The organism is Orbaceae bacterium lpD04, from assembly GCA_036251935.1.
GTDB lineage: Bacteria > Pseudomonadota > Gammaproteobacteria > Enterobacterales > Orbaceae > Orbus > Orbus wheelerorum.
In genome coordinates this window covers 2,157,084-2,177,697 of sequence record CP133967.1, presented here as the reverse complement: position 1 = coordinate 2,177,697, position 20,614 = coordinate 2,157,084, and the positions used below count along the sequence as shown (strand labels likewise).

Annotated in this window: 13 protein-coding genes and 1 pseudogene; all 14 read left to right on the top strand. The window is 37.4% G+C overall.

The window, feature by feature from the left end; translation table 11 throughout:
• The first annotated feature begins 19 nt into the window (after nt 1-19).
• A pseudogene (gene aceF / locus RHO14_09655) lies at nt 20-1,591 on the top strand (pyruvate dehydrogenase complex dihydrolipoyllysine-residue acetyltransferase).
• 13 nt (nt 1,592-1,604) lie between these two features.
• Nucleotides 1,605-3,029, top strand: coding sequence for a dihydrolipoyl dehydrogenase (lpdA, locus tag RHO14_09650; GenBank protein WVD70617.1), 1,425 nt, complete (start codon nt 1,605-1,607; stop codon nt 3,027-3,029).
• A gap of 193 nt (nt 3,030-3,222) precedes the next feature.
• The gene (gene vgrG, locus RHO14_09645; GenBank protein ID WVD70616.1) at nt 3,223-5,589 is read left to right on the top strand and encodes a type VI secretion system tip protein VgrG; all 2,367 of its coding nucleotides are present in this window, start codon (nt 3,223-3,225) and stop codon (nt 5,587-5,589) included.
• A 1-nt stretch (nt 5,590) separates the two neighbouring features.
• Complete coding sequence (locus tag RHO14_09640) at nt 5,591-6,511, top strand: hypothetical protein (protein ID WVD70615.1); 921 nt, start codon at nt 5,591-5,593, stop codon at nt 6,509-6,511.
• A gap of 20 nt (nt 6,512-6,531) precedes the next feature.
• Nucleotides 6,532-10,755 carry a hypothetical protein gene (locus tag RHO14_09635; protein WVD70614.1) on the top strand — a complete coding sequence of 1,408 codons (4,224 nt, stop codon included), beginning with the start codon at nt 6,532-6,534 and terminating at the stop codon, nt 10,753-10,755.
• 27 nt (nt 10,756-10,782) lie between these two features.
• Nucleotides 10,783-11,640 (top strand): hypothetical protein, encoded by an 858-nt coding sequence (locus RHO14_09630; GenBank protein ID WVD70613.1) that lies wholly within the window; start codon nt 10,783-10,785, stop codon nt 11,638-11,640.
• A gap of 22 nt (nt 11,641-11,662) precedes the next feature.
• The gene (locus RHO14_09625) at nt 11,663-12,511 is read left to right on the top strand and encodes a hypothetical protein (protein ID WVD70612.1); all 849 of its coding nucleotides are present in this window, start codon (nt 11,663-11,665) and stop codon (nt 12,509-12,511) included.
• A 22-nt stretch (nt 12,512-12,533) separates the two neighbouring features.
• Entirely contained in the window at nt 12,534-13,382 is an 849-nt protein-coding gene (locus RHO14_09620) for a hypothetical protein (protein WVD70611.1), read from the top strand.
• A gap of 22 nt (nt 13,383-13,404) precedes the next feature.
• Nucleotides 13,405-14,262: a hypothetical protein gene (locus RHO14_09615; protein WVD70610.1), complete on the top strand. Its 858-nt coding sequence runs from the start codon at nt 13,405-13,407 to the stop codon at nt 14,260-14,262.
• A gap of 22 nt (nt 14,263-14,284) precedes the next feature.
• Entirely contained in the window at nt 14,285-14,518 is a 234-nt protein-coding gene (locus RHO14_09610; protein WVD70609.1) for a hypothetical protein, read from the top strand.
• Nucleotides 14,519-14,543: 25 nt separating this feature from the next.
• Nucleotides 14,544-15,110, top strand: a complete 567-nt coding sequence (locus RHO14_09605) for a hypothetical protein (GenBank protein WVD70608.1) — start codon at nt 14,544-14,546, stop codon at nt 15,108-15,110.
• A 702-nt stretch (nt 15,111-15,812) separates the two neighbouring features.
• The gene (locus RHO14_09600) at nt 15,813-18,677 is read left to right on the top strand and encodes an autotransporter outer membrane beta-barrel domain-containing protein (protein ID WVD70607.1); all 2,865 of its coding nucleotides are present in this window, start codon (nt 15,813-15,815) and stop codon (nt 18,675-18,677) included.
• A gap of 263 nt (nt 18,678-18,940) precedes the next feature.
• A complete protein-coding gene (locus tag RHO14_09595; GenBank protein WVD70606.1) occupies nt 18,941-19,459 on the top strand; it encodes an endonuclease V in 519 nt (172 codons plus the stop codon).
• A 92-nt stretch (nt 19,460-19,551) separates the two neighbouring features.
• Nucleotides 19,552-20,562, top strand: a complete 1,011-nt coding sequence (locus tag RHO14_09590; GenBank protein WVD70605.1) for a hypothetical protein — start codon at nt 19,552-19,554, stop codon at nt 20,560-20,562.
• Nucleotides 20,563-20,614 lie beyond the last annotated feature (52 nt).

Genomic DNA, 20,614 nt, shown 5'->3' with positions numbered 1-20,614 from the left:
GGTGATAACAATGAGTATTGAAATTAAATTACCTGATATTGGTGGTGATGAAGTTGAAGTAACCGAAATTTTAGTTAATGTCGGTGACAAAGTAGATGCAGATCAATCAATTATGACGGTTGAAGGTGATAAAGCATCGATGGAAATTCCTGCGCCACAAGCCGGAATTGTAAAATCAATTAGCGTTAAAGTGGGTGATAAAGTGACCACTGGCGTTGATGTAATGGTATTTGACAGTGCAGATGGGAGTACAAGTTCTGCTGAGCCTGCTAAAGCCCCGGTTAGCGCAGCTACGCCTGCTGCAACTAGTGCAAGCCAAGTTGTTGATGTTAACGTGCCTGATATCGGCGGTGATGAAGTTGAAGTAACCGAAATTTTAGTCAAAGTTGGCGATAAAGTTGCAATAGATGATTCACTGATTACTGTTGAAGGTGATAAAGCCTCAATGGAAGTACCTGCTTCAATTGCCGGCACAGTTAAAGCCATTTTAATTAATGTTGGCGACAAAGTGAAAACTGGCGCTAGCATGATGCAATTTGAAACAGCAGCGACAGCTGTGAGTGTAAGTGCGGCGCCTGCGCCAGCTGCTAGCGAAAAAGCATCAGCACCCGCTAGCGAAGCGCCAGTTAGCAAAGCACCTGCGCCAGCTGCAAGCAGCGGCTTTGTTGATAATGAAGCTTATGCACATGCAACGCCATCGATTCGCCGCCTTGCGCGCGAATTTGGTGTAAACCTTGCTAAAGTTTCTGCAACAGGACCTAAAAAACGTATTTTACGTGAAGATATTCAGTCTTACGTTAAAAACGCGGTTAAACAAGTTGAAAGTGGTAATACGGGTGGTTCATTCCCAGGATTATTACCATGGCCAAAAGTTGATTTTAGTAAATTTGGTGAGATTGAAGAGTTACCATTAACGAAAATTCAAAAAATATCGGGCGCTAACTTGCACCGTAACTGGGTTATGATCCCGCATGTTACTGAATTTGATGAAGCTGATATTTCAGATCTTGAAGCATTTCGTAAACAGCAAAATCTTGAAGCTGAAAAACGTAAAAAAGATCTAAAAATAACACCATTAGTCTTCATTATGAAAGCGGTTGCAAGCGCATTAGAAGCATATCCACGCTTTAACAGCTCATTATCTGAAGATGTACAAACGCTAATTGTTAAAAAATATATTAATATCGGCGTTGCCGTTGACACGCCAAATGGGTTAGTTGTACCCGTATTTAAAGATGTTAATAAAAAAGGTATTGTTGAGTTATCTAACGAACTTGCTGCAATCTCGAAAAAAGCGCGTGATGGTAAATTAACGGGTGGCGATATGCAAGGTGGATGCTTTACAATTTCAAGCCTTGGCGGTATTGGTACGACCTCATTTACTCCAATTGTTAATGCACCTGAAGTCGGTATTTTAGGGGTTTCTCGCTCAAGCATGAAACCAGTTTGGAATGGTAAAGAGTTTACGCCTCGCTTAATGTTACCTTTATCATTATCATTTGATCACCGCGTGATTGATGGTGCTGATGGAGCAAGATTCTTAAGCCATATCGTTAACGTATTATCCGACCTACGTCGTTTAGTGATGTAATAAGGGGATAGTGATGACAAAACAAGTAAAAACACAGGTTTTAGTGTTAGGAGCAGGGCCTGCCGGTTATTCGGCAGCCTTTAGAGCCGCTGATTTAGGTCTTGATGTTACGCTAGTTGAGCGTCATGCAACACTTGGTGGCGTATGCTTAAACGTTGGTTGTATTCCATCTAAAGCATTACTGCACGTTGCAAAAGTCATTGATGAAGCTAAATCATTAACTTCGCACGGCATCGAGTTTGGTACACCAAAACTTGATTTAGATAAAGTTCGTGGCTGGAAAGAAAAAGTGATCACCCAATTAACAGGCGGACTTGCTGGTATGGCAAAAATGCGTAAAGTTAATGTGGTACAAGGTGAAGCAAAATTCACGGGTAGTCACAGTATGGATGTTAAAACGGCTGAGGGAATAACCACGGTAAATTTCGATAATGCAATTATCGCAGCGGGTTCAAGACCAATTGAATTGCCTTTTATTCCACATGAAGATCCTCGTATTTGGAATTCAACTGATGCACTAAAATTAACGACAATTCCAAAACGCTTACTATTAATGGGCGGTGGTATTATTGGGTTAGAAATGGGTACGGTTTACCATACACTTGGCTCTGAAGTCCACGTTGTTGAGATGCTTGATCAAGTTATTCCTGCTGCAGATAAAGATATTATCAAAGTCTTTACCAAACAGATCGAGAAAAAATTCACTTTAATGCTTGAAACTAAAGTGACTAAGGTTGAAGCGAAAGAGGATGCCATTTACGTCTCAATGGAGAAAAAAGATGGTAGCGTTGAAACCCATCCTTATGACGCCGTATTAGTTGCCATTGGTCGTACACCAAACGGAAAATTAATTGATGCAGAAAAAGCGGGGATCACGGTGACTGATCGTGGTTTTATCGAAGTTGATAAACAAATGCATACAAACGTACCGCATATTTATGCAATTGGTGATATTGTTGGGCAGCCAATGCTTGCGCACAAAGGTGTACATGAAGGTCATGTTGCGGCAGAAGTTATTGCCGGTAAGAACCACTTCTTTGATCCAAAAACAATCCCATCGATTGCTTATACTGAGCCAGAAGTTGCCTGGGTTGGCTTAACTGAAAAAGAAGCCAAAGCTAAAGGAATCAACTACGAAGTTGCGATGTTCCCGTGGGCGGCATCAGGGCGCGCTATCGCGTCAGATTGTTCTGATGGTATGACCAAATTAATTTTTGACAAAGTAACCAACCGTCTACTTGGTGGCGCCGTTGTTGGTGTTAATGGCGGTGAACTACTTGGTGAAATTGGTTTAGCTGTTGAAATGGGCTGTGATGCTGAAGATATGGCATTAACCATTCACGCGCATCCAACACTTTATGAGTCAATTGGGCTTGCCGCTGAAGTATTTGAAGGTTCAATTACTGATTTACCAAATGCTAAAGCAAAAAAAAAGTAATTAATTAACGTCATCTACCTTAAAAAGCCGACTTAACCGTCGGCTTTTTTTTGAACAAAAACGCGATTAACGTTAGCAACTTAGCAAATTAGGTAATAGTCAAAAAAAATTATCGTGTTAAAATGCACCAAATAAAAATAAATAATCTTAAAATAAATAACATAAGATGTTATCTGGATGAAGGGAGTATTCCATGGCCACAGAGCTGAGTCATGCCTTAAATACATTCGCCAGTGAGTTAATCGGCGGACGTAATAATCGTTATAGCTTAAGTATTACCGATATGCTATCACCGATATCCGTGTTATCAATCCAAGGTCATGAGCAGCTTAATCAGCCATGGCATTATGCCATCACCTTCACCAGCCGTGATAAACAAATTCGTATTAGCTCGGCGCTCAGCCAATCTGCGTCACTGGCTTTTTTAGCCCCCAATTTTACCCCGCAAGTTACGCAAATCAGCTCCCTTGATAAACCGGCAACAAACCGCACCTTATATGGCGTTGTTACCGAGTTTAGTCAGTTATCGGTTAATAAAGACGAAGCCCATTATCGGGTAGTCTTGCAGCCACGGCTGGCACTGTTTGCAAACGACCATTACAGCGCGATTTACCAAAACCAAAGCGTGGTTAGCGTGGTTGAAGAGGTGCTGCGCCGGCATGGTTTTACCGGCGTTGATTACCGCCTAGAGCTTAAAGACAGCTACCCAGCGCGCGAGTTTATTACCCAGTGGCAAGAAAGTGACCTTGCGTTTATTCAGCGGTTACTTGCCGATGTTGGCATATGGTTTCGCTTTGAAAGCCATAGCGAGCATCACTGCGATGTGCTGGTACTCAGTGATTACGAGCAAGGCTTTGACGATGCGGGGAGCATTGCTTACACCTTACCAAGTAGCATGGTTGATAAAGCCCGTGATAGTGTGTGGGATTTACAGTTTCAAAGTCACAGTGTGCCACGTCAAGTGATGGTGCAAGACGATAACTACCGTCAGGCACAAACTGATATGTACTCGCTGGTTAACAGCCAGCCAAAAGTGACCACCACCTCAGGCACTGATTACCACTATGGTGAGCACTTTAAAAGCAAAGGTGATATCAGTATTATTGAAAGCGGCAGTTGGTATGCCGCTATCCGCCATCAGCAGCACATTAGTGACCAAATTATTATCAGCGGTAAATGTAATGACTACCACTTAACTCCTGGGCAACGCATCATTGTCACCGGTAGCCCGATGAATGGCATTAGTGAAGGGATTGTTATCTTATCGACTGAGTCCTACGGTGACCGCAGTGAGTCGTATCAAATACAATTTACTGCTATTCCCTACAACGTATTAAAGCCGTATCGCCCACAGCCCCTGCCTTGGCCACAAGTGAGTGGCACACTACCTGCACGGGTAACGAGCCCTGATAATGACACCTATGGTTATATTGACACCCAAGGCCGTTACCGGGTTAAATTTGATTTTGACTTAAAAACCTGGCGCAGCGGTGAAGAAAGTTTATGGGTACGACTTGCTAAGCCCTATGCGGGGGATACTTACGGTTTCCACTTTCCATTAATCGATGGTACTGGCGTTGCTATTGCGTTCACGGGGGGCAATCCCGATAGGCCGTATATTGCCCACAGCTTACATGACAGTAACCACCCTGACCACGTCACCACCGCCAACAAACACCGCAATGTGCTTAGAACGCCGGCCAATAATAAACTGCGTATGGATGATAAGCGCGGCCAAGAGCATATTAAACTTGCAACCGAATACGGTAAAACTCAGCTCAATATCGGGCACTTAGTTAACCAAAATAAAGAGCAGCGCGGTGAAGGCTTTGAGCTACGCACCGATGAATGGGGCGCAATTAGCGCGAACAAAGGCTTATACCTAACCGCGCAAAGCGAACCGAAAGCCCAAGGCCAGCAGCTTGATATGCAAGGCGCTATCACCCAGCTTGAAAATGCGTTATCTATCGCTAAAGCGCTACAAAATGCGGCAAGCACCGCACAGGCGCACCAAGCGGATACGAGCAGCCAAGCCGAGCTACAAAGCGCACTCAAACAGCTAACGCAGGCGGGCATTATTGCCTATGCGCCAGCCGGCATTGCCTTAACCAGTGATGAAAATATTCAGTTATCAAGTAGTAACAGCCTTAGCTTAACCAGTGAGCAGCAAACTGATATTAGCGCACTAAAAAACATCACCTTAGCGTCATCAGAGGCGGTTGGTATATTCGCCCATAAAGCGGGCATAAAGCTATTTGCCAATCAAGGCAAAGTTGAAGTGCAAGCGCAAAACGACGCGATGGATATTGCGGCTAAGCAAGATATTAAAATTGATAGTGTTGATGGCAATATTACCATCACAGCAAGTAAAGAGATTTTGCTAGTTAGTGGTGGCACTTATATTAAAGTTGAACCGTCAGGTATCGAGCTTGGTACTAGCTCTAATGTAACGATTAAAGCGGCTGCGATGCAAAAAATGGGGCCGGCGACAGCCGAGTCAGAACATATTGAATTAAAACTAAGTGAGCTTTCAGTTAAACGCTGCGCAGAGATGAGTTAATATGCTAAATAGAGTAAATAACCATACTCATTTTTTTCAATATCGCTATTTACTAGTTGATAATTTGGCGGCTTTAGCAGATGAAAGTCCACTTTCAAGTCCCTCATTAGTTAAAACCTTTGGTGATAAAAATATCACCAAAGTGTTACGCAGTGATTTATCTTATGACACAAAGGTATGCCCAACATTAATTACCCTTGCTGAGCCTGCTGTGTATCTTGAAAATGAAATCGTCACCGATATTATTAGCCAAGCGTCGCTAGAGTGTTTATGGCCAAAGCGCTATATTTGTGCGGTTATTATTAGTGACCTTGCGCCGCAGGCGCTGGCTGATAAAATTATTGCCATCGGCGATAATATCGCTGGCAAAATGCAACAACTTTTTTACCCGTTTTTTGAACCCTTTCGAATGGAGTTTTTACAGCAGGTTGCAACTAACCCAGATCAAAATAATTTATCAGCGCAATTATCTGGAATTGAGGGGTATTATTATCCTTCTATTCATCATGGTCGCTTAACGCCTTACTCAGTTACGGTTAAAGATGAGGCGACGAATACAAACTGGAGCAGTGCGTTGGTTGATTCATTAACGCATTTAAAGCTGACTCAAACACTGGTTATTGCCTGGGCAAATAGTCGCACTAAACGAGAAAGCGAACAAGGTTTACCGCTTGCTCATAATATTGTTCGCCAATGTCACAATTTGGTTGAACAAGCGATAATGCTGGGTTTAACTAATAGTAATGATATTTTATTTTGGGGCTTAAATAGCCTTAGTTTTAACGTCGATTTTGCAAAATATGAAGATTCACTCACGCTGATAAAAAAGGCTAAACAATCGCCCGGCACGTTATCACAAGGGTTTATTGATACACAAAAATCGGTATGGAATAACATTCTTTTTAGTGAAAAATCGCAGTAGATAGGTTATAGGGAAATAGGATGAAACAAAATCAAGCCACGGCCAATCAAAGTGCCGCTGACGCAGAAGCAAAGTGCGCTGCATGTCAGCGTCATGGACTTAAAGTTTTTTTACTACGCCAAGCAATAATCGCTAAAAATAAAACAGATAGCTCACCAAATGGTGATCCAGTTTACCTTGAACTGGCGCAATATACCGAAAAGCTCAATTTTAAAGATAGAATGCCTGATGAAGCACTAAGCGATTACCAGTATATTTTAAGAACCATTCGTGATGGTTACGTCTATGTGATGCAGCAAAATGGCACGGATAGTGCTAGTCGCATAGTTGAGGCTTATGAATCGATCGATGGGGCGTTACGTAGAAAAGATGCTTACAGTTTACCCGGTAGCAAGCCAAGGCCATTACCTAAAGCATGTCGTAATTTGCATCATTCAGTGCCCGCTTCATTTATCCACCTTGATGAGCAAAAATATACTCAGGCATGGATTGGCTATAGCCAACGGCCGTGGTCAAAAGAGACCATTGACGGCTACCTTGGCGAGCAAGACTTAACGGCTTTATCACGGTTTAGTTACGCCGACTTAAGCCAGTTCAAACAAGATCAATCGATTGCAACGCATAATCGAGCAGTGCCTTTTGCCGATGTTTTTGGTTATTTAGGCGATAATAACGTTAACCCACCAAGTAAAGTGCTCGAATTTCGTTTTGCAAAAGATTCATTACCGTATTTTGACTCGGTTGAAACATTTAACAGCCGCCTTGCCGATCGCAAACTCTACGCCAATCATGTTAATGATTTATATAAAGATGATAATAGTGTCAGCTCGTCAGCGATTGTTTTAGAAGATCCGTTTGCCATTGCTGAGGAGTTAAATGGGCAGCGAATAAAATTTTGTGACTACTATTTTAATGCGCCAGAGCCAACTATTGTTAATGAACCCTATGAGCCACTCTCCGCAATGGGACGATTTAATAAAAATTCACAAGATAAATACTTTGAAGCTCGGGCTAAGAACATCCTTAAAACAGTTAATCCGGAGCTAAAAAAACTTGCTTATTTTAGTGATAATATTTTTAAAAAGCGTCTGATTAAACTCTATACCGATAAATATATTAATGGCATGAGGCAATCCTATGATAGCCAAATAATTAAAGAGCAGCGAATAATCGATATTGAACGAACTAGATTAATTGCTGACTATAATAACCAAGATAATTATCAATCTGCTGCAAGAAGAGTCAACCTATCTCAAGCTTATATTCAAGCATCTGACAAAAAAACGTATTTAGAAAAACAAAAAAAAGAGAAAGTAGGTGCATTAACTGATCGTATTAATCAGCAACGGGTAGACGAGTTTGAAAAAGAGCTACAGCCTCATTATGAAAAGCTACTTGAGTATTACAAAAAATATGCAGTAGATTACTATACTTATACACGCTGGTTATTTGGTCAAGCAACCAACAAATTATTAGCAAATAAAAAAAATATTTCAATCTTTGCAACAACACAGCCAAGCTCTTTTGAGCTAACTCAGTTTTGGCGCCGTGAGTTTAATTTTGACTTAATTGGTGATAAAAATTTTAATTTGACCCTCATTTATAAAATACTCTATTCAGGTACTCAGCTTAGCTATTTAGATGAACATTATGCTCTTTGGGACGAGTTACAAAGTAACCCTGAAAGTATTTTATATGTGGTGTTATATCAAGATAAATCAGGTTTTGATTTACTCAATAGAAACTTTAAAAATATTGGTACCGATGAAGATGTAAGTGTTAGCGACATTGTGACTAATTTGATTTCAAATATTGGTTCTTTAGTGATAGTCATTGATGCAGAAAAATTGAAACCCTATGAAAATGAGATTGCCATACGAGAACAACAACTTGAAGAACTCAATGGTGAAAAAAGTTCATTGCAAGAGAGCGTAGTTTTACAACAAGAAGAGCTTAAAAAGCTCAAAGAAGAATATCGACAGTTAAATAGGCAAGCTCTTTCTGAACTAGAAGTGAATAGATTGAGTAGTAAAATTAATGAATTACGAGAGAGTTTAGCATTAAATAAGATTTATTTAGAACGTATTAATGAGGGTATGATTCAAGTTCAAGAGGCCATTAAATCGACGAAGATGGATATGGAAACAACAAAATCGAGAAATCAATCATTAATAAATGAACGTACTCGATTAACACAATTTGAAGAGGTACATACCAGGCTGACAACCTTAATGACTGAAGAAGCTGCTCAGATACTAAAAATTAATGAAAAACAGATGATTAGTTCTAGATTGATGCCGCTGCATAGTATGCAATATTTAGCGAGTAAAGGCGTGTTTAATATTGAGTTTCAAGCGAAAGCAAGAATCGGTACGATTGATGTATTATCATTAAAATTAGCCGAAATGCAGATGATGCAATTTCGTGATGTCAGTAAATTATCTACTGCGGAACGTTTGGTATGGCAAAAATCTATGCCAATATCTTATCAAGAACTGAGCGCTGAAGGTAAAATGGGTAATTTTAAATTTGCTCTTAGTTTCAATAACCTCGAAATTTATCAACTTTTTATTACGTTCTTAAATGAACAAGGGATCGCTAACGGTAATGTGTTAAATCCGCATCAATTAAATAAATTTATTACTGAGAAATTACCTGCTAAATTACAAAAACACTTTGCTAATCAATTGAATTCGGTTAATCAAGGTATCACCAAATCAGCCGAGACAATTAATGAACTAAATACTGAAACAGAGAAACTGACCGCTGATTTAGCAAAATTAGAGCAAGAGCAGATTAAAGTAACTGAGACCACTGAAGGACTAAAACAAGATGCTAACATTAAAGATGAAATCTATAAACAACAGACAGATCTTCATCAAGAGCGGCATTTAAAGGAGCTTGCGTATAGTGTAACTAAAGGTAAGCTATATCAAGATTTAGAAAAGTTGCGACAACAAACGACAGCAAATGTGCAGCACCTACAACGATCACTCATGATTAATGGTGCAATTAATGGTTTTGTCGGTTATTTAACGATAAATAGTATTATCGACAATATTAAGCAACTTAGCAAAATGCAACCTGCCGAAAAAGAGTATCTTAATGAGAAGGCACTACTGACTAATATAACTTCGCTAACGATGACCACCATTGATATGTTCGCTCAGTCAGGGATCCTCTACTTAAATAGTCGGCTTTTAACCCAAATAGAGGCAAAATCTGTTAATTTATTAGCGAAAACCACCGCAAAAATCGCGATTATGGACGGAATTAGTTTTGGGGTTAACCGTATTTTTGCCGGGATAACGATTTATAATGCGTTGGCTGAAATTGGTAGTAGTTTTTCAATGAGGGATATTGATAATGAATATTATCGAAATGCTAGAATTGGTGGCGGAATATTAGAAATTTTTGGTGCTATTTTTCTTCTATCTACTAATCCATGGCTCATTATAGCAGGAATAATAAGTATTTTTTTAGGAAATTATTATATAGATAAAAGTTATGTACTTGATAAATGGACACCGATAGAGCATTGGTTAAATCGGCTTCAATTTGGTCAACAAGCCGAATTTGCCTATTTTAAGTATGATGCTTACGGTGAAGATACTTCGTTAGCAAAGTTTGGTTACGCTTTGAACGATTATTTTTTAGCTATTGCAGGCATTGATGGCTTAATATCATCAAAACCGACGCTTGCTAGGTTTGACCAACTCGGTGCAGCAATGAGTGCGGGTGACGTTGATGTTGAGCTTTATCTAGCCATTCCTAATTTTGCTTTTCATAAACCACACGACTATATTGTTTGTGAAGTGGTGTTTGCCAAAGACTCACATAGCCTAATTACACTCTATTATTTTATTGATCAATCAACTGTGCGCCAGTTACCAACCGTAACGCTATATCCTAAAACATCTAATTTTGATATCGGTACCTCGTTTAGTTATAATCAGCTAGAGCCAACTGAAACAATACCAACTCAAATTTATACAATCAGGGAGCTTGAGCTGGAGGCTGATGTTGTTAGTCTAAATCAGCTACAATTGCAACTCATGCCAAATAAAGAAGAGGCAATAGAACAAAATCGCCAAGTGGGTGAAGAGGGGACATTATTAGTCGTGAAAAAACCGATAGCTAAAGCGAATCAATTAAGTCAAGTAGAGTATGGATTAACGATACTTTATTATCAACCAGATAGTGATGAGTTACCTGTAGTGATAAAGAAAACTGGCAAACTATAATATAGCTAATAATTAAGGAGAGATTGAATGTCATCAAAATACCAACCCCAGTTGTTTGGCTGGTTTGCCGATTTAGATAAAGGGGCTTGTTACCGATCTGAGCTCGATGAAGAACTGATTTATACTAATAACACATTTTGTATGATTAAGCGCTTATCTGCCGAGAATAGATTATTTTCTGGCATTTTATTTTCCTTAGCTTTTATATTAAGCATACCTCTTTTTTATATTATGCTATTCTCCTTTACATTACCTTTATTTTTTTCTTATTCAGATATCCCATCTGATTTTATAGAATTATCATTTTTATCCATAATCGCGTTAATACTTTGTATTGTTGCTGATTACTGCTTTGTTATCCCAGAACTTTTTAAAACTTTTTTCTCGCCCAAAGATAGCCCGATTGTTTTTAATCGTAAAACCAATAAAGTTTATATTAATGAAAGTGAATTTTTTAGCTTTAAACCCAGATTCCACCCTAAGTATTTGCTGCAAGCGCGCAAAAAAAATATTAAAGAGTATGATTGGGCTGATTTACATGGCGTTGCGATTTCAAACTATTCAAAAGTGTCAAAAAATACCATTATGTTAATGGCATGTAAACCCGGAACCTATGATGTTGAACGGCATATTATTTTAGATCATGGACGCTCAGGGTTATTAAATTTATCTCGTTGGGGTTGGATTAATAATTATCTGGTGGATTATGACCTGTATGATGAACAAGGCGAAGGAAAATTACTTAACTTAGCCTATTACGAACAACAGACAGCCGATGCCGACCTAACCGTTTATGGCTGGCCAGAATGGATGTTAGACGCGTTTAATGCCAGTTCACTTGATGAGCTTGCGCAAATAAAACAAAAGTATGGTATTAAGGAATAACCATGGATAGGGCAGCTTAGTTATGTCATCAAAATATCAACCGCAGCAATTTGGTTGGATTGGCGATCTAGAAAAAGGACTAAGCCCTCGTTCAGAATTAGATGATGAATTGATTTATGTTAATAATACTTTTTGTATGCTTGGTCGATTTAGACAAGCACAACGATTATTAAATGGTATTCTAATGTCAATCGCCTTTATTCTTGGTATGGGGTTATGCATCGGTATAATAGTTTTTGCTATTCCTAGTGAATTATTAGATTCATCCTCGAGAGATTTTAGTGTGATTTTTGTATATATTGCTAGTTGTGTTTTGATAATCGTCGCAATTTATTGTTTTCTTATCCCAGAACTCTTTAAAACTTTTTTCTCCCCGAAAGATAGCCCGATTGTTTTTAATCGTAAAACTAATAAAGTCTATATTAACGAGAGTGAATTTTTTAGCTTAAAGCCAAGGTTTAATCCGCTATATTTACTTCAAGCGCGCAAAAAAAATATTAAAGAGTACGATTGGGCTGATTTACATGGTGTTGCGATTTCAAACTATTCAAAGTTTTCAAAAAATACCGTTATGTTTATGGCATGTAAACCTGGAACCGATGATGTCATAACTCAGATTATTTTCGACCTTGGTCGTCCGGGCTTATTAGATTTACCGCGCTGGGGCTGGGTGAATAATTATATGATTGATTTTGACGTAAAAGATGACCAAGGCAATAGCGTATTATTACACCTAGCCGATTATACTGAGCAAACGGCCGATGCGGATTTAACGCTTTATGGCTGGCCAGAGTGGATGTTAGATGCGTTTAAAGCCAGTTCACTTGATGAGCTTGCGCAAATAAAACAAAAGTATGGTATTAAGGAATAAAAATGGATAGGGCCGCTTAGTTATGTCATCAAAGTATCAACCGCAGCAATTTGGTTGGATTGGCGATCTAGAAAAAGGACTAAGCCCTCGTTCAGAGTTAGATGATGAGCTGATTTATGTTAATAATACTTTTTGTATGATCGGTCGATTTAGGCAAGCACAACGCTTATCAAATGGCATTCTAATGTCAATCGCCTTTATTCTTGGCATGGTATTATTAGTACTTATTATTTTTTTTGCTTTACCAAGTAAATCCTTATATTCATCTTCGAGTAATTCGGGGGTCATCTTTGCATATATTGTTGGTTTTGTTTTGACAATCTTCGCAAATTATTCTTTTCTTATTCCTGAACTCTTTAAAACTTTTTTCTCGCCGAAAGATAGTCCGATTGTTTTTAATCGTAAAACCAATAAAGTCTATATCAATGAAAGTGAATTTTTTAGCTTTAAACCAAGGTTTAATCCGTTATATCTACTGCAAGCGCGCAAAAAAAATATTAAAGAGTATGATTGGGCGGATTTGCATGGTGTTGCGATTTCAAATTATTCAAAAGTGTCAAAAAATACCATTATGCTAATGGCATGTAAACCCGGAACCTATGATGTTGAAAGGTCGATTATTTTCGACCTTGGCCGGCCGGGCTTATTAGCGCTACCTCGTTGGGGCTGGGTGAATAATTATATGATTGATTTTGACTTAAAAGATGACCAAGGCAATAGCGTATTATTACACCTAGCGGATTATACTGAGCAAACGGCCGATGCTGACTTAACCGTTTATGGCTGGCCGGAGTGGATGTTAGACGCGTTTAATGCTAGTTCACTTGATGAGCTTGCGCAAATAAAACAAAAGCATGGCGTTAAGGAATAACCATGGATAGGGCCGCTTAGTTATGTCATCAAAATATCAACCGCAGCAATTTGGTTGGATTGGCGATCTAGAAAAAGGACTAAGCCCTCGTTCAGAGTTAGATGATGAACTGATTTATGTTAATAATACTTTTTGTATGATAAAACGATTTGGTAGTGAACAACGCAATTGGAATGGCGTTATTTTTTTACTAGTTTTTATATTAATGATCCCGTTTATTTTTATTGGTATTAATAATTTTATTTTTCCTTTATTTTTAAATCACACAGAAATAGATTCTAATTTTATTAAAATATCTTTAATTTTTTTTATTATGATTATACTTTGTTTATTTGCAAATTATTGTTTTGTGATCCCAGAACTTTTTAAAACTTTTTTCTCGCCCAAAGATAGCCCAATTGTTTTTAATCGTAAAACCAATAAAGTCTATATTAATGAAAGTGAATTTTTTAGCTTTAAACCCAGATTGCACCATAAGTATTTGCTGCATCCGCGTAAAACAAATATTAAAGAGTATGACTGGGATGATTTACATGGCGTTGCGATTTCAAACTATTCAAAAGTGTCAAAAAATACCATTATGCTAATGGCATGTAAACCCGGAACCTATGATGTTGAACGGCATATTATTTTAGATCATGGACGATCAGGGTTATTAAATTTATCTCGTTGGGGTTGGATTAATAATTATCTGGTGGATTATGACCTGTATGATGAACAAGGCGAAGGAAAATTACTTAACTTAGCCTATTACGAACAACAGACAGCCGATGCTGACTTAACCGTTTATGGCTGGCCAGAGTGGATGTTAGATGCGTTTAAAGCCAGTTCACTTGATGAGCTTGCACAAATAAAACAAAAGTATGGTATTAAGGAATAACCATGAATAGGGCTGCTTAGTTATGTCATCAAAATACCAACCCCAGTTATTTGGCTGGTTTGCTGATTTAGATAAAGGGGCTTGTTACCGCTCTGAACTCGATGAAGAACTGATTTATGCTAATAATACTTTTTGTATGATTGGGCGCTTATCTGTCGAGAATAGATTATTTTCTGGAATTTCATTCTCAATTATTGCATTTCTGACAATAACTTCTTTTTTTATATTTTTATATTCGTTATTCTTTGGAAATTGATGGTGATTTTATTCTCATGCTTTCAATGAATAGCTTTCTTTTTATTGCAAATTATTGTTTTGTTATTCCTGAACTATTTAGAGCTTTTTTCTCACCCAAAGATAGTCCGATTGTTTTTAATCGTAAAACCAATAAAGTTTATATCAATGAAAGTGAATTTTTTAGCTTTAAACCCAGATTGCACCCTAAGTATTTGCTACATCCGCGTAAAACAAATATTAAAGAGTACGACTGGGCGGATTTACATGGTGTTGCGATTACAAATTATTCAAAGTTTTCAAAAAATACCATTATGCTAATGGCATGCAAGCCGGGGACTTATGATGTTGAAAGGCCGATTATTTTCGACCTTGGCCGGCCGGGCTTATTAGCGCTACCTCGTTGGGGCTGGGTGAATAATTATATGATTGATTTTGACGTAAAAGATGACCAAGGCAATAGCGTATTATTACACCTAGCGGATTATACTGAGCAAACGGCCGATGCTGACTTAACCGTTTATGGCTGGCCAGAGTGGATGTTAGACGCGTTTAATGCCGGTTCACTCGATAAGCTTAATGAGATTAAACGACGCTATTGTGTTGGTGCTTAGCAGATAGTTAAAGGCTAATATTTTCTTAATCAGTCATCTGATTTAGTGTAAATAGCGATCAGGTGCTTATCTTATAAATTTTGATTGAAAGGGCTACTTAACAGGGCGAAAGTTAACAAAGTGTGCCGTGTTTACTTAGCCTTATTGTAAGTAGTATGTCTCTTTAGCATTAAGGCGCGATATCCATTTTTATCGTATTCATTTCTTAACATTGTGCTTAAAAAATAACATTAAACTCTGTGTATCTATTTAATCAATAAAACTGATGTCTGCTCCTTTTCATTACGATTATCGCTACTGCCAAATAATACTGTTATTTATCTCATAGCATGTTCATTTTTAATTTTAAATTCAAACTTAAATACTCGGCTTACTTTTAGATGCTCTATTTTATTTAATTGATAATTATACGATTTTTTACAAAACTAATAGCAATTACCATTCAAGCTATCTCTTTATTAAGGGAATTTTATTATGCTATACTGCGTATGTTTTGGCTCGGAAATAATTACAATAATATGGATCCACATCACTTATATATTCTTGTCAATTACGGCTAAGTAAAATGCGATAAACGATTATCGGTATTGTTTATCAAACATTATGATGCGGTTATCCGGAAAATCCAAGCGTATCGAACATTTTTAAAATAGCGATTACTTAAAAAAGTAACAGTAACATAATAAATAAAATGGACAAATAATGTATAAGAGAACTCTTTTTTTAGCTATTTCAGCAATCCTTACCTCCCATAATGCCTTTGCAGTATGCTCTGATGAAAATTACAGTCAAATAAGACATTCTTACGATGGGATCTCGGTTTGGAGTAATGGTGGCGCCGTTGGTGTTGGTGATAATTATGGTGACTGCGTTAAAATAACCACTTATTTACCTCGCATTAAAGACGATAATAGTTGGGGCGGCGAAACAAATAATACCAATGGTATTTATTTTGCTTGGGTTGCAAATCCACACGGTGACATGATCTTTGGTGATGGCTTATGGGTAACAACAAAAGGCAATTACTCCGATGTGGTTAAAACCAATAGCGCTAATTCTGCGTTTGGTGGCCATTCAATTATTATTGGTAATGGCGCGCTACTTGAGAGCGAAGGTTTAAATGCGAGTATCATTAATGTTGCGCAGTCGCCAAATGGTGGAACAGGCTATGGCCGAGTGATTATTGGCGATGATAGTCAATTAATTGTAAGAGGAAGTGGAACTGGCGTTAGAGTTAATCTAACCTCGAGCGAAGATAAATATAATTTGGCATATATTGGTAATAATTCAATTATTACCGGTAATGGTGATAGCATTAATTCCAACGATAGTATCGGTTATGGCGTGTTTGCTGGAAATAGGGATACGCTAACTCATAATAATTTATTTAATGGCTACGCAAAAGGAACCAATGCGGTTGCTATTATTAACTCGGGCGCGGTTATCTCAACAACGGGTCAAAAATCCCATGCAATATATGCCAATAAAGGCGGCGTTATACAGCTATATGGCGCGGATATTACGGCTTCCGGCACTGGCGCTGACGCGATTTTTGCCGAAAAAAAAATGACTGCTGATAATAATAATAGTGAATTAGGCGGCATAGTAAATATTGCAGGAGATCTCTCTATTATTAAAGCTGATGACGGTTATGCAATGCACACAATGGGTGATAATACCAAGATTTCGTCAAGTGTGACTAACTATTACTGGGGCGCTGAAGATAAATTATATGATGGTATCGGCTCGGTATTAAATGACAATGCCAAAATAACCAGCGATACTACGGGCGTTTATCGTATACAAGGCAACTTGTTTGCAGAGTCTGGCTTAATTGATTTAAGAATGACAGAAAACGCGAGTGATGGGAGTCAGTTTATTGGTTATACCAAGCTTGGTACCAATCTCAATTCTCTTGAAAAAGGAAATATAAACTTAGCAATTAGTGGTGAAAAAAGTTATTGGAAAATGACAAATAATTCCGAACTTACCCAATTAAGCCTTACTAACTCAGCAAGGCTAGAGGTGAGTGATAATAATTTTACATTAATTGGGCAGTTAATGAATCCATCTGGAATAATTAATTTATCAGGAACATCTAATCAGCCAAGCCGTTTAACTGTTGATGGTGATTATGCAGGAGGAACTCTGCAACCAACTATCAATAATCAGTTTCCGCAGGGCAATGGCACAATCGTTGTCAACACCGTTTGGAATGAAGGCTCAAATACCGGTAATACTCGCTCAATCAATAGTTATACTGATTCGGTCTATATTAAAGGCACCGCTTTGGGTTATACCGAAGTAAAAACTAAAAATGGCATTATTGGTGATATTGCTTCTGATAGTGTAAATTCAAGCGATAAATATTCACCAATCGTTATAACGGTTGATAACCACGCTTTAGGCGCGAATAGTTTTTATGGCTTTGCTAACACAACAGGTCAAGAGCAAGCGATCTTGGTGCAAACCGATAATAATAATTATGCATGGAAACTCTTTGGTTCACAATCACCGCCAATAAACCCGGTTAATCCCATCAATCCTAAAGTCCCTGAAGCTATTTTAATGCCCAAAGCTAACTTAAATGCTGGTTACTCAATACTTGCAACATTACATGAGCGATTAAGTGAGCGACAAACAATTGCTTGGGATGATTGCGGGGCTTGTCAAATCGAACATATTGACGGCTTAGTGTGGGGGCGCATTATCGGTAATTATAATAAAACTGAGGGAAAAACTCGATTTGATTACCGATCTAAACTGTGGGGAATGCAATTTGGTTACGACTTTAATATTAATGATAACAAGGACAATAATATTCGAAGTCACTCCAGCATCATGGTGACTTATGCAAAAGATAATTTAGCATTTTATAACTCAAAAAATATTTATTTTGATACAACAAGTGGCAGCTATGGCCAAAATAATATCAAAACCGCACATGGGCAATCAGATATCTACAGTTTAGCGCTATCACATGCTTATTATGATAGTAATGGCAGCTATTTGGATTTTGTGGGTATGCTAAATTATATTCAAAATAAATATACAACAAACACTGCCTCAAATGACAAAAATCATGCTTACGGTGTGATATTCTCTGCTGAAGCTGGAAGGCCTTTTGCAATAACTCATCATGGCTTAAGTCAAGGTGATTGGTTTATCGAGCCTCAAGCGCAATTAATCTATCAATATCTAAACTATAACAGTTATCGCACAACTGATAATATCAAGGTCGATCAAAATAATCAGCAGGGATTAAGAGGGCGAATTGGGGCTAGGTTTGCTTATAACCAAGGCACTGAAAAATTAAAAACACAATCTCTTTATTTTACGGGCAATATTATCCATGATTTTTTAAATCAAAAAAATATTGATTTTGGCACCAGCAAAGTAAGTGAGAAAAACGCTAAAACGGCGGCTGAATTAGGTATTGGTATTCAATTACCTTTAACAAATACCTCTTATATCTATTTTGATACCCGTTATTACCATTCTTTAACCAACTCTGATGGTAAAACAAAAGAATTTAGCGGCACACTCGGCCTTAAATACTTTTGGTAATTATTGGTAGGCGCTTCTACGTATGAATGGTGAAATATTTTGGATTTTAGCTGCATATTAAACCCGATCACTGAGCTAATCTTAGTTTTACTTTAGCCTAAGTGTTTTATACTTCATTGGTATCGCACTTGGGTTTATTATTTAAAATTGCCGATTGCGCGATTTTTTGATTGAAAAGGATGCTTAACAGGGCGAAAGTTAACAAAATATTATGATATGATTAAGTAGTTTTCTCATCTGCTATTTGAAACATAAGGAATACCATGATATTAGCAATCGATGTTTATTATATTGATGATAAGGCAAAAAGTGTCGGAATATTGTTTAACGGCTGGCAAGATGAAACGCCTTTCGGCATTATTGCTGATTATCGTGATAATGTTACGCCTTATCAATCAGGTGAATTCTATTTGCGCGAACTTCCCTGTATTATGCCGCTGCTCGAAAAGATAGATTTATCAAAAGTTGATATAATTGTTGTTGATGGTCATGTTTATTTAGATGATGGCAAAATCGGTTTAGGTGGTCATCTTTACCAAGCATTAAATCAATCAATACCTATTATTGGTGTTGCCAAGAACCCTTTTTTTACTAATAACAATCAGGTTAAAGAGGTATTTAGGGGCAACAGTAAACATCCACTTTATATCACATCGGTAGGCATTGATGCCGAGCTCGCAGCAAGCAATGTTCGTGCGATGGCTGGCAAGCATAGAATGCCAACGTTGCTTAGTTTTTTAGATCAGCAAACTAAACTTTTTAAAAATGAATGTCGCTCTTAGTTTTGATTGAAAAGGATACTTAACAGGGCGAAAGTTAACAAATAACTTTTTATCTATTTAATTAATATTAATAATTAACTGTGATGTAATATATGAAACACTTGAAATTAATATCATCTTTACTGTTATGTTTTTCTGCTTTTGCTTGGTCTAAAATGGATGCTACTCCTAAATCTGTGCCACAGACATTAATCGAAACTTATGATATTAATGGTAATTCCTTTGAATTTTATAAAAAATTGAGTAAAGCTTTGAATCATGATGTCGCTTATCGACTTTATTTTATTTCAGGTGATAGTCGCAAAGAGATATTTGATTGGGAACGTTCTGATCAAGAGTTTTATAATGAGCATGAATACAAAGGGATCGATATTTCTTTTGAGCCTGACTTAGGTGATATGTCTCCCGATAGGAAGTTTATTAAAATTTTTATTCAAGACTATATAGGTACATTTATTCCAATAGAGAGTGATGAAGAAAGTGATTATTCAATAGGACACTCCGATACCTATAAATGCTATGTTATTTCAACCGAAACGGGTGAGCAAGTTTATTCTGGAGATGGGTTTGAATGTCTATTTGAATGGGATTTTATGTATAGTGGTTTGCTACGATTTAACGATTTTGATGATTTAAATGATGAAGGGAAATCTATCGATAAATATCATTATAAGCTAGTTGATTTAAACTCAGATAAATCATCTGATATAAGAATAAAATATGATGATTTATCAACCGTACTAAGTCAAGTTGAACAATTGTATAAAGCGAATGATTATCCACAAATCAGGACTATTGCTAAACAGATAGTAATTAACTTAGTTGCAATACAATCAAAAGATTTAATCGCACTAAATAGCCTTGGTGACTATTATACGAAAGCCGGAGCAGATGCTGAAGCAATTCAAATTTTATCTGCAGTCAATAATCAATATTTTCTTCAAGAAATGGCGACTTTAAATTTGGCTGATATATTTTATAAAATGAAAAACAACGAGCGTGCGAAATTTTATTATCATAAATATATTTCAGATATGCACCATCTTGGTAAATATGAGCAAATTCCAAAGAGAGTTTTTGTTGTATTTGGTTTTCGCTCATAAATTTTTTGCTATTTAGCTATTTGAAATCCTATATTTTCTCTCAATTTTATGT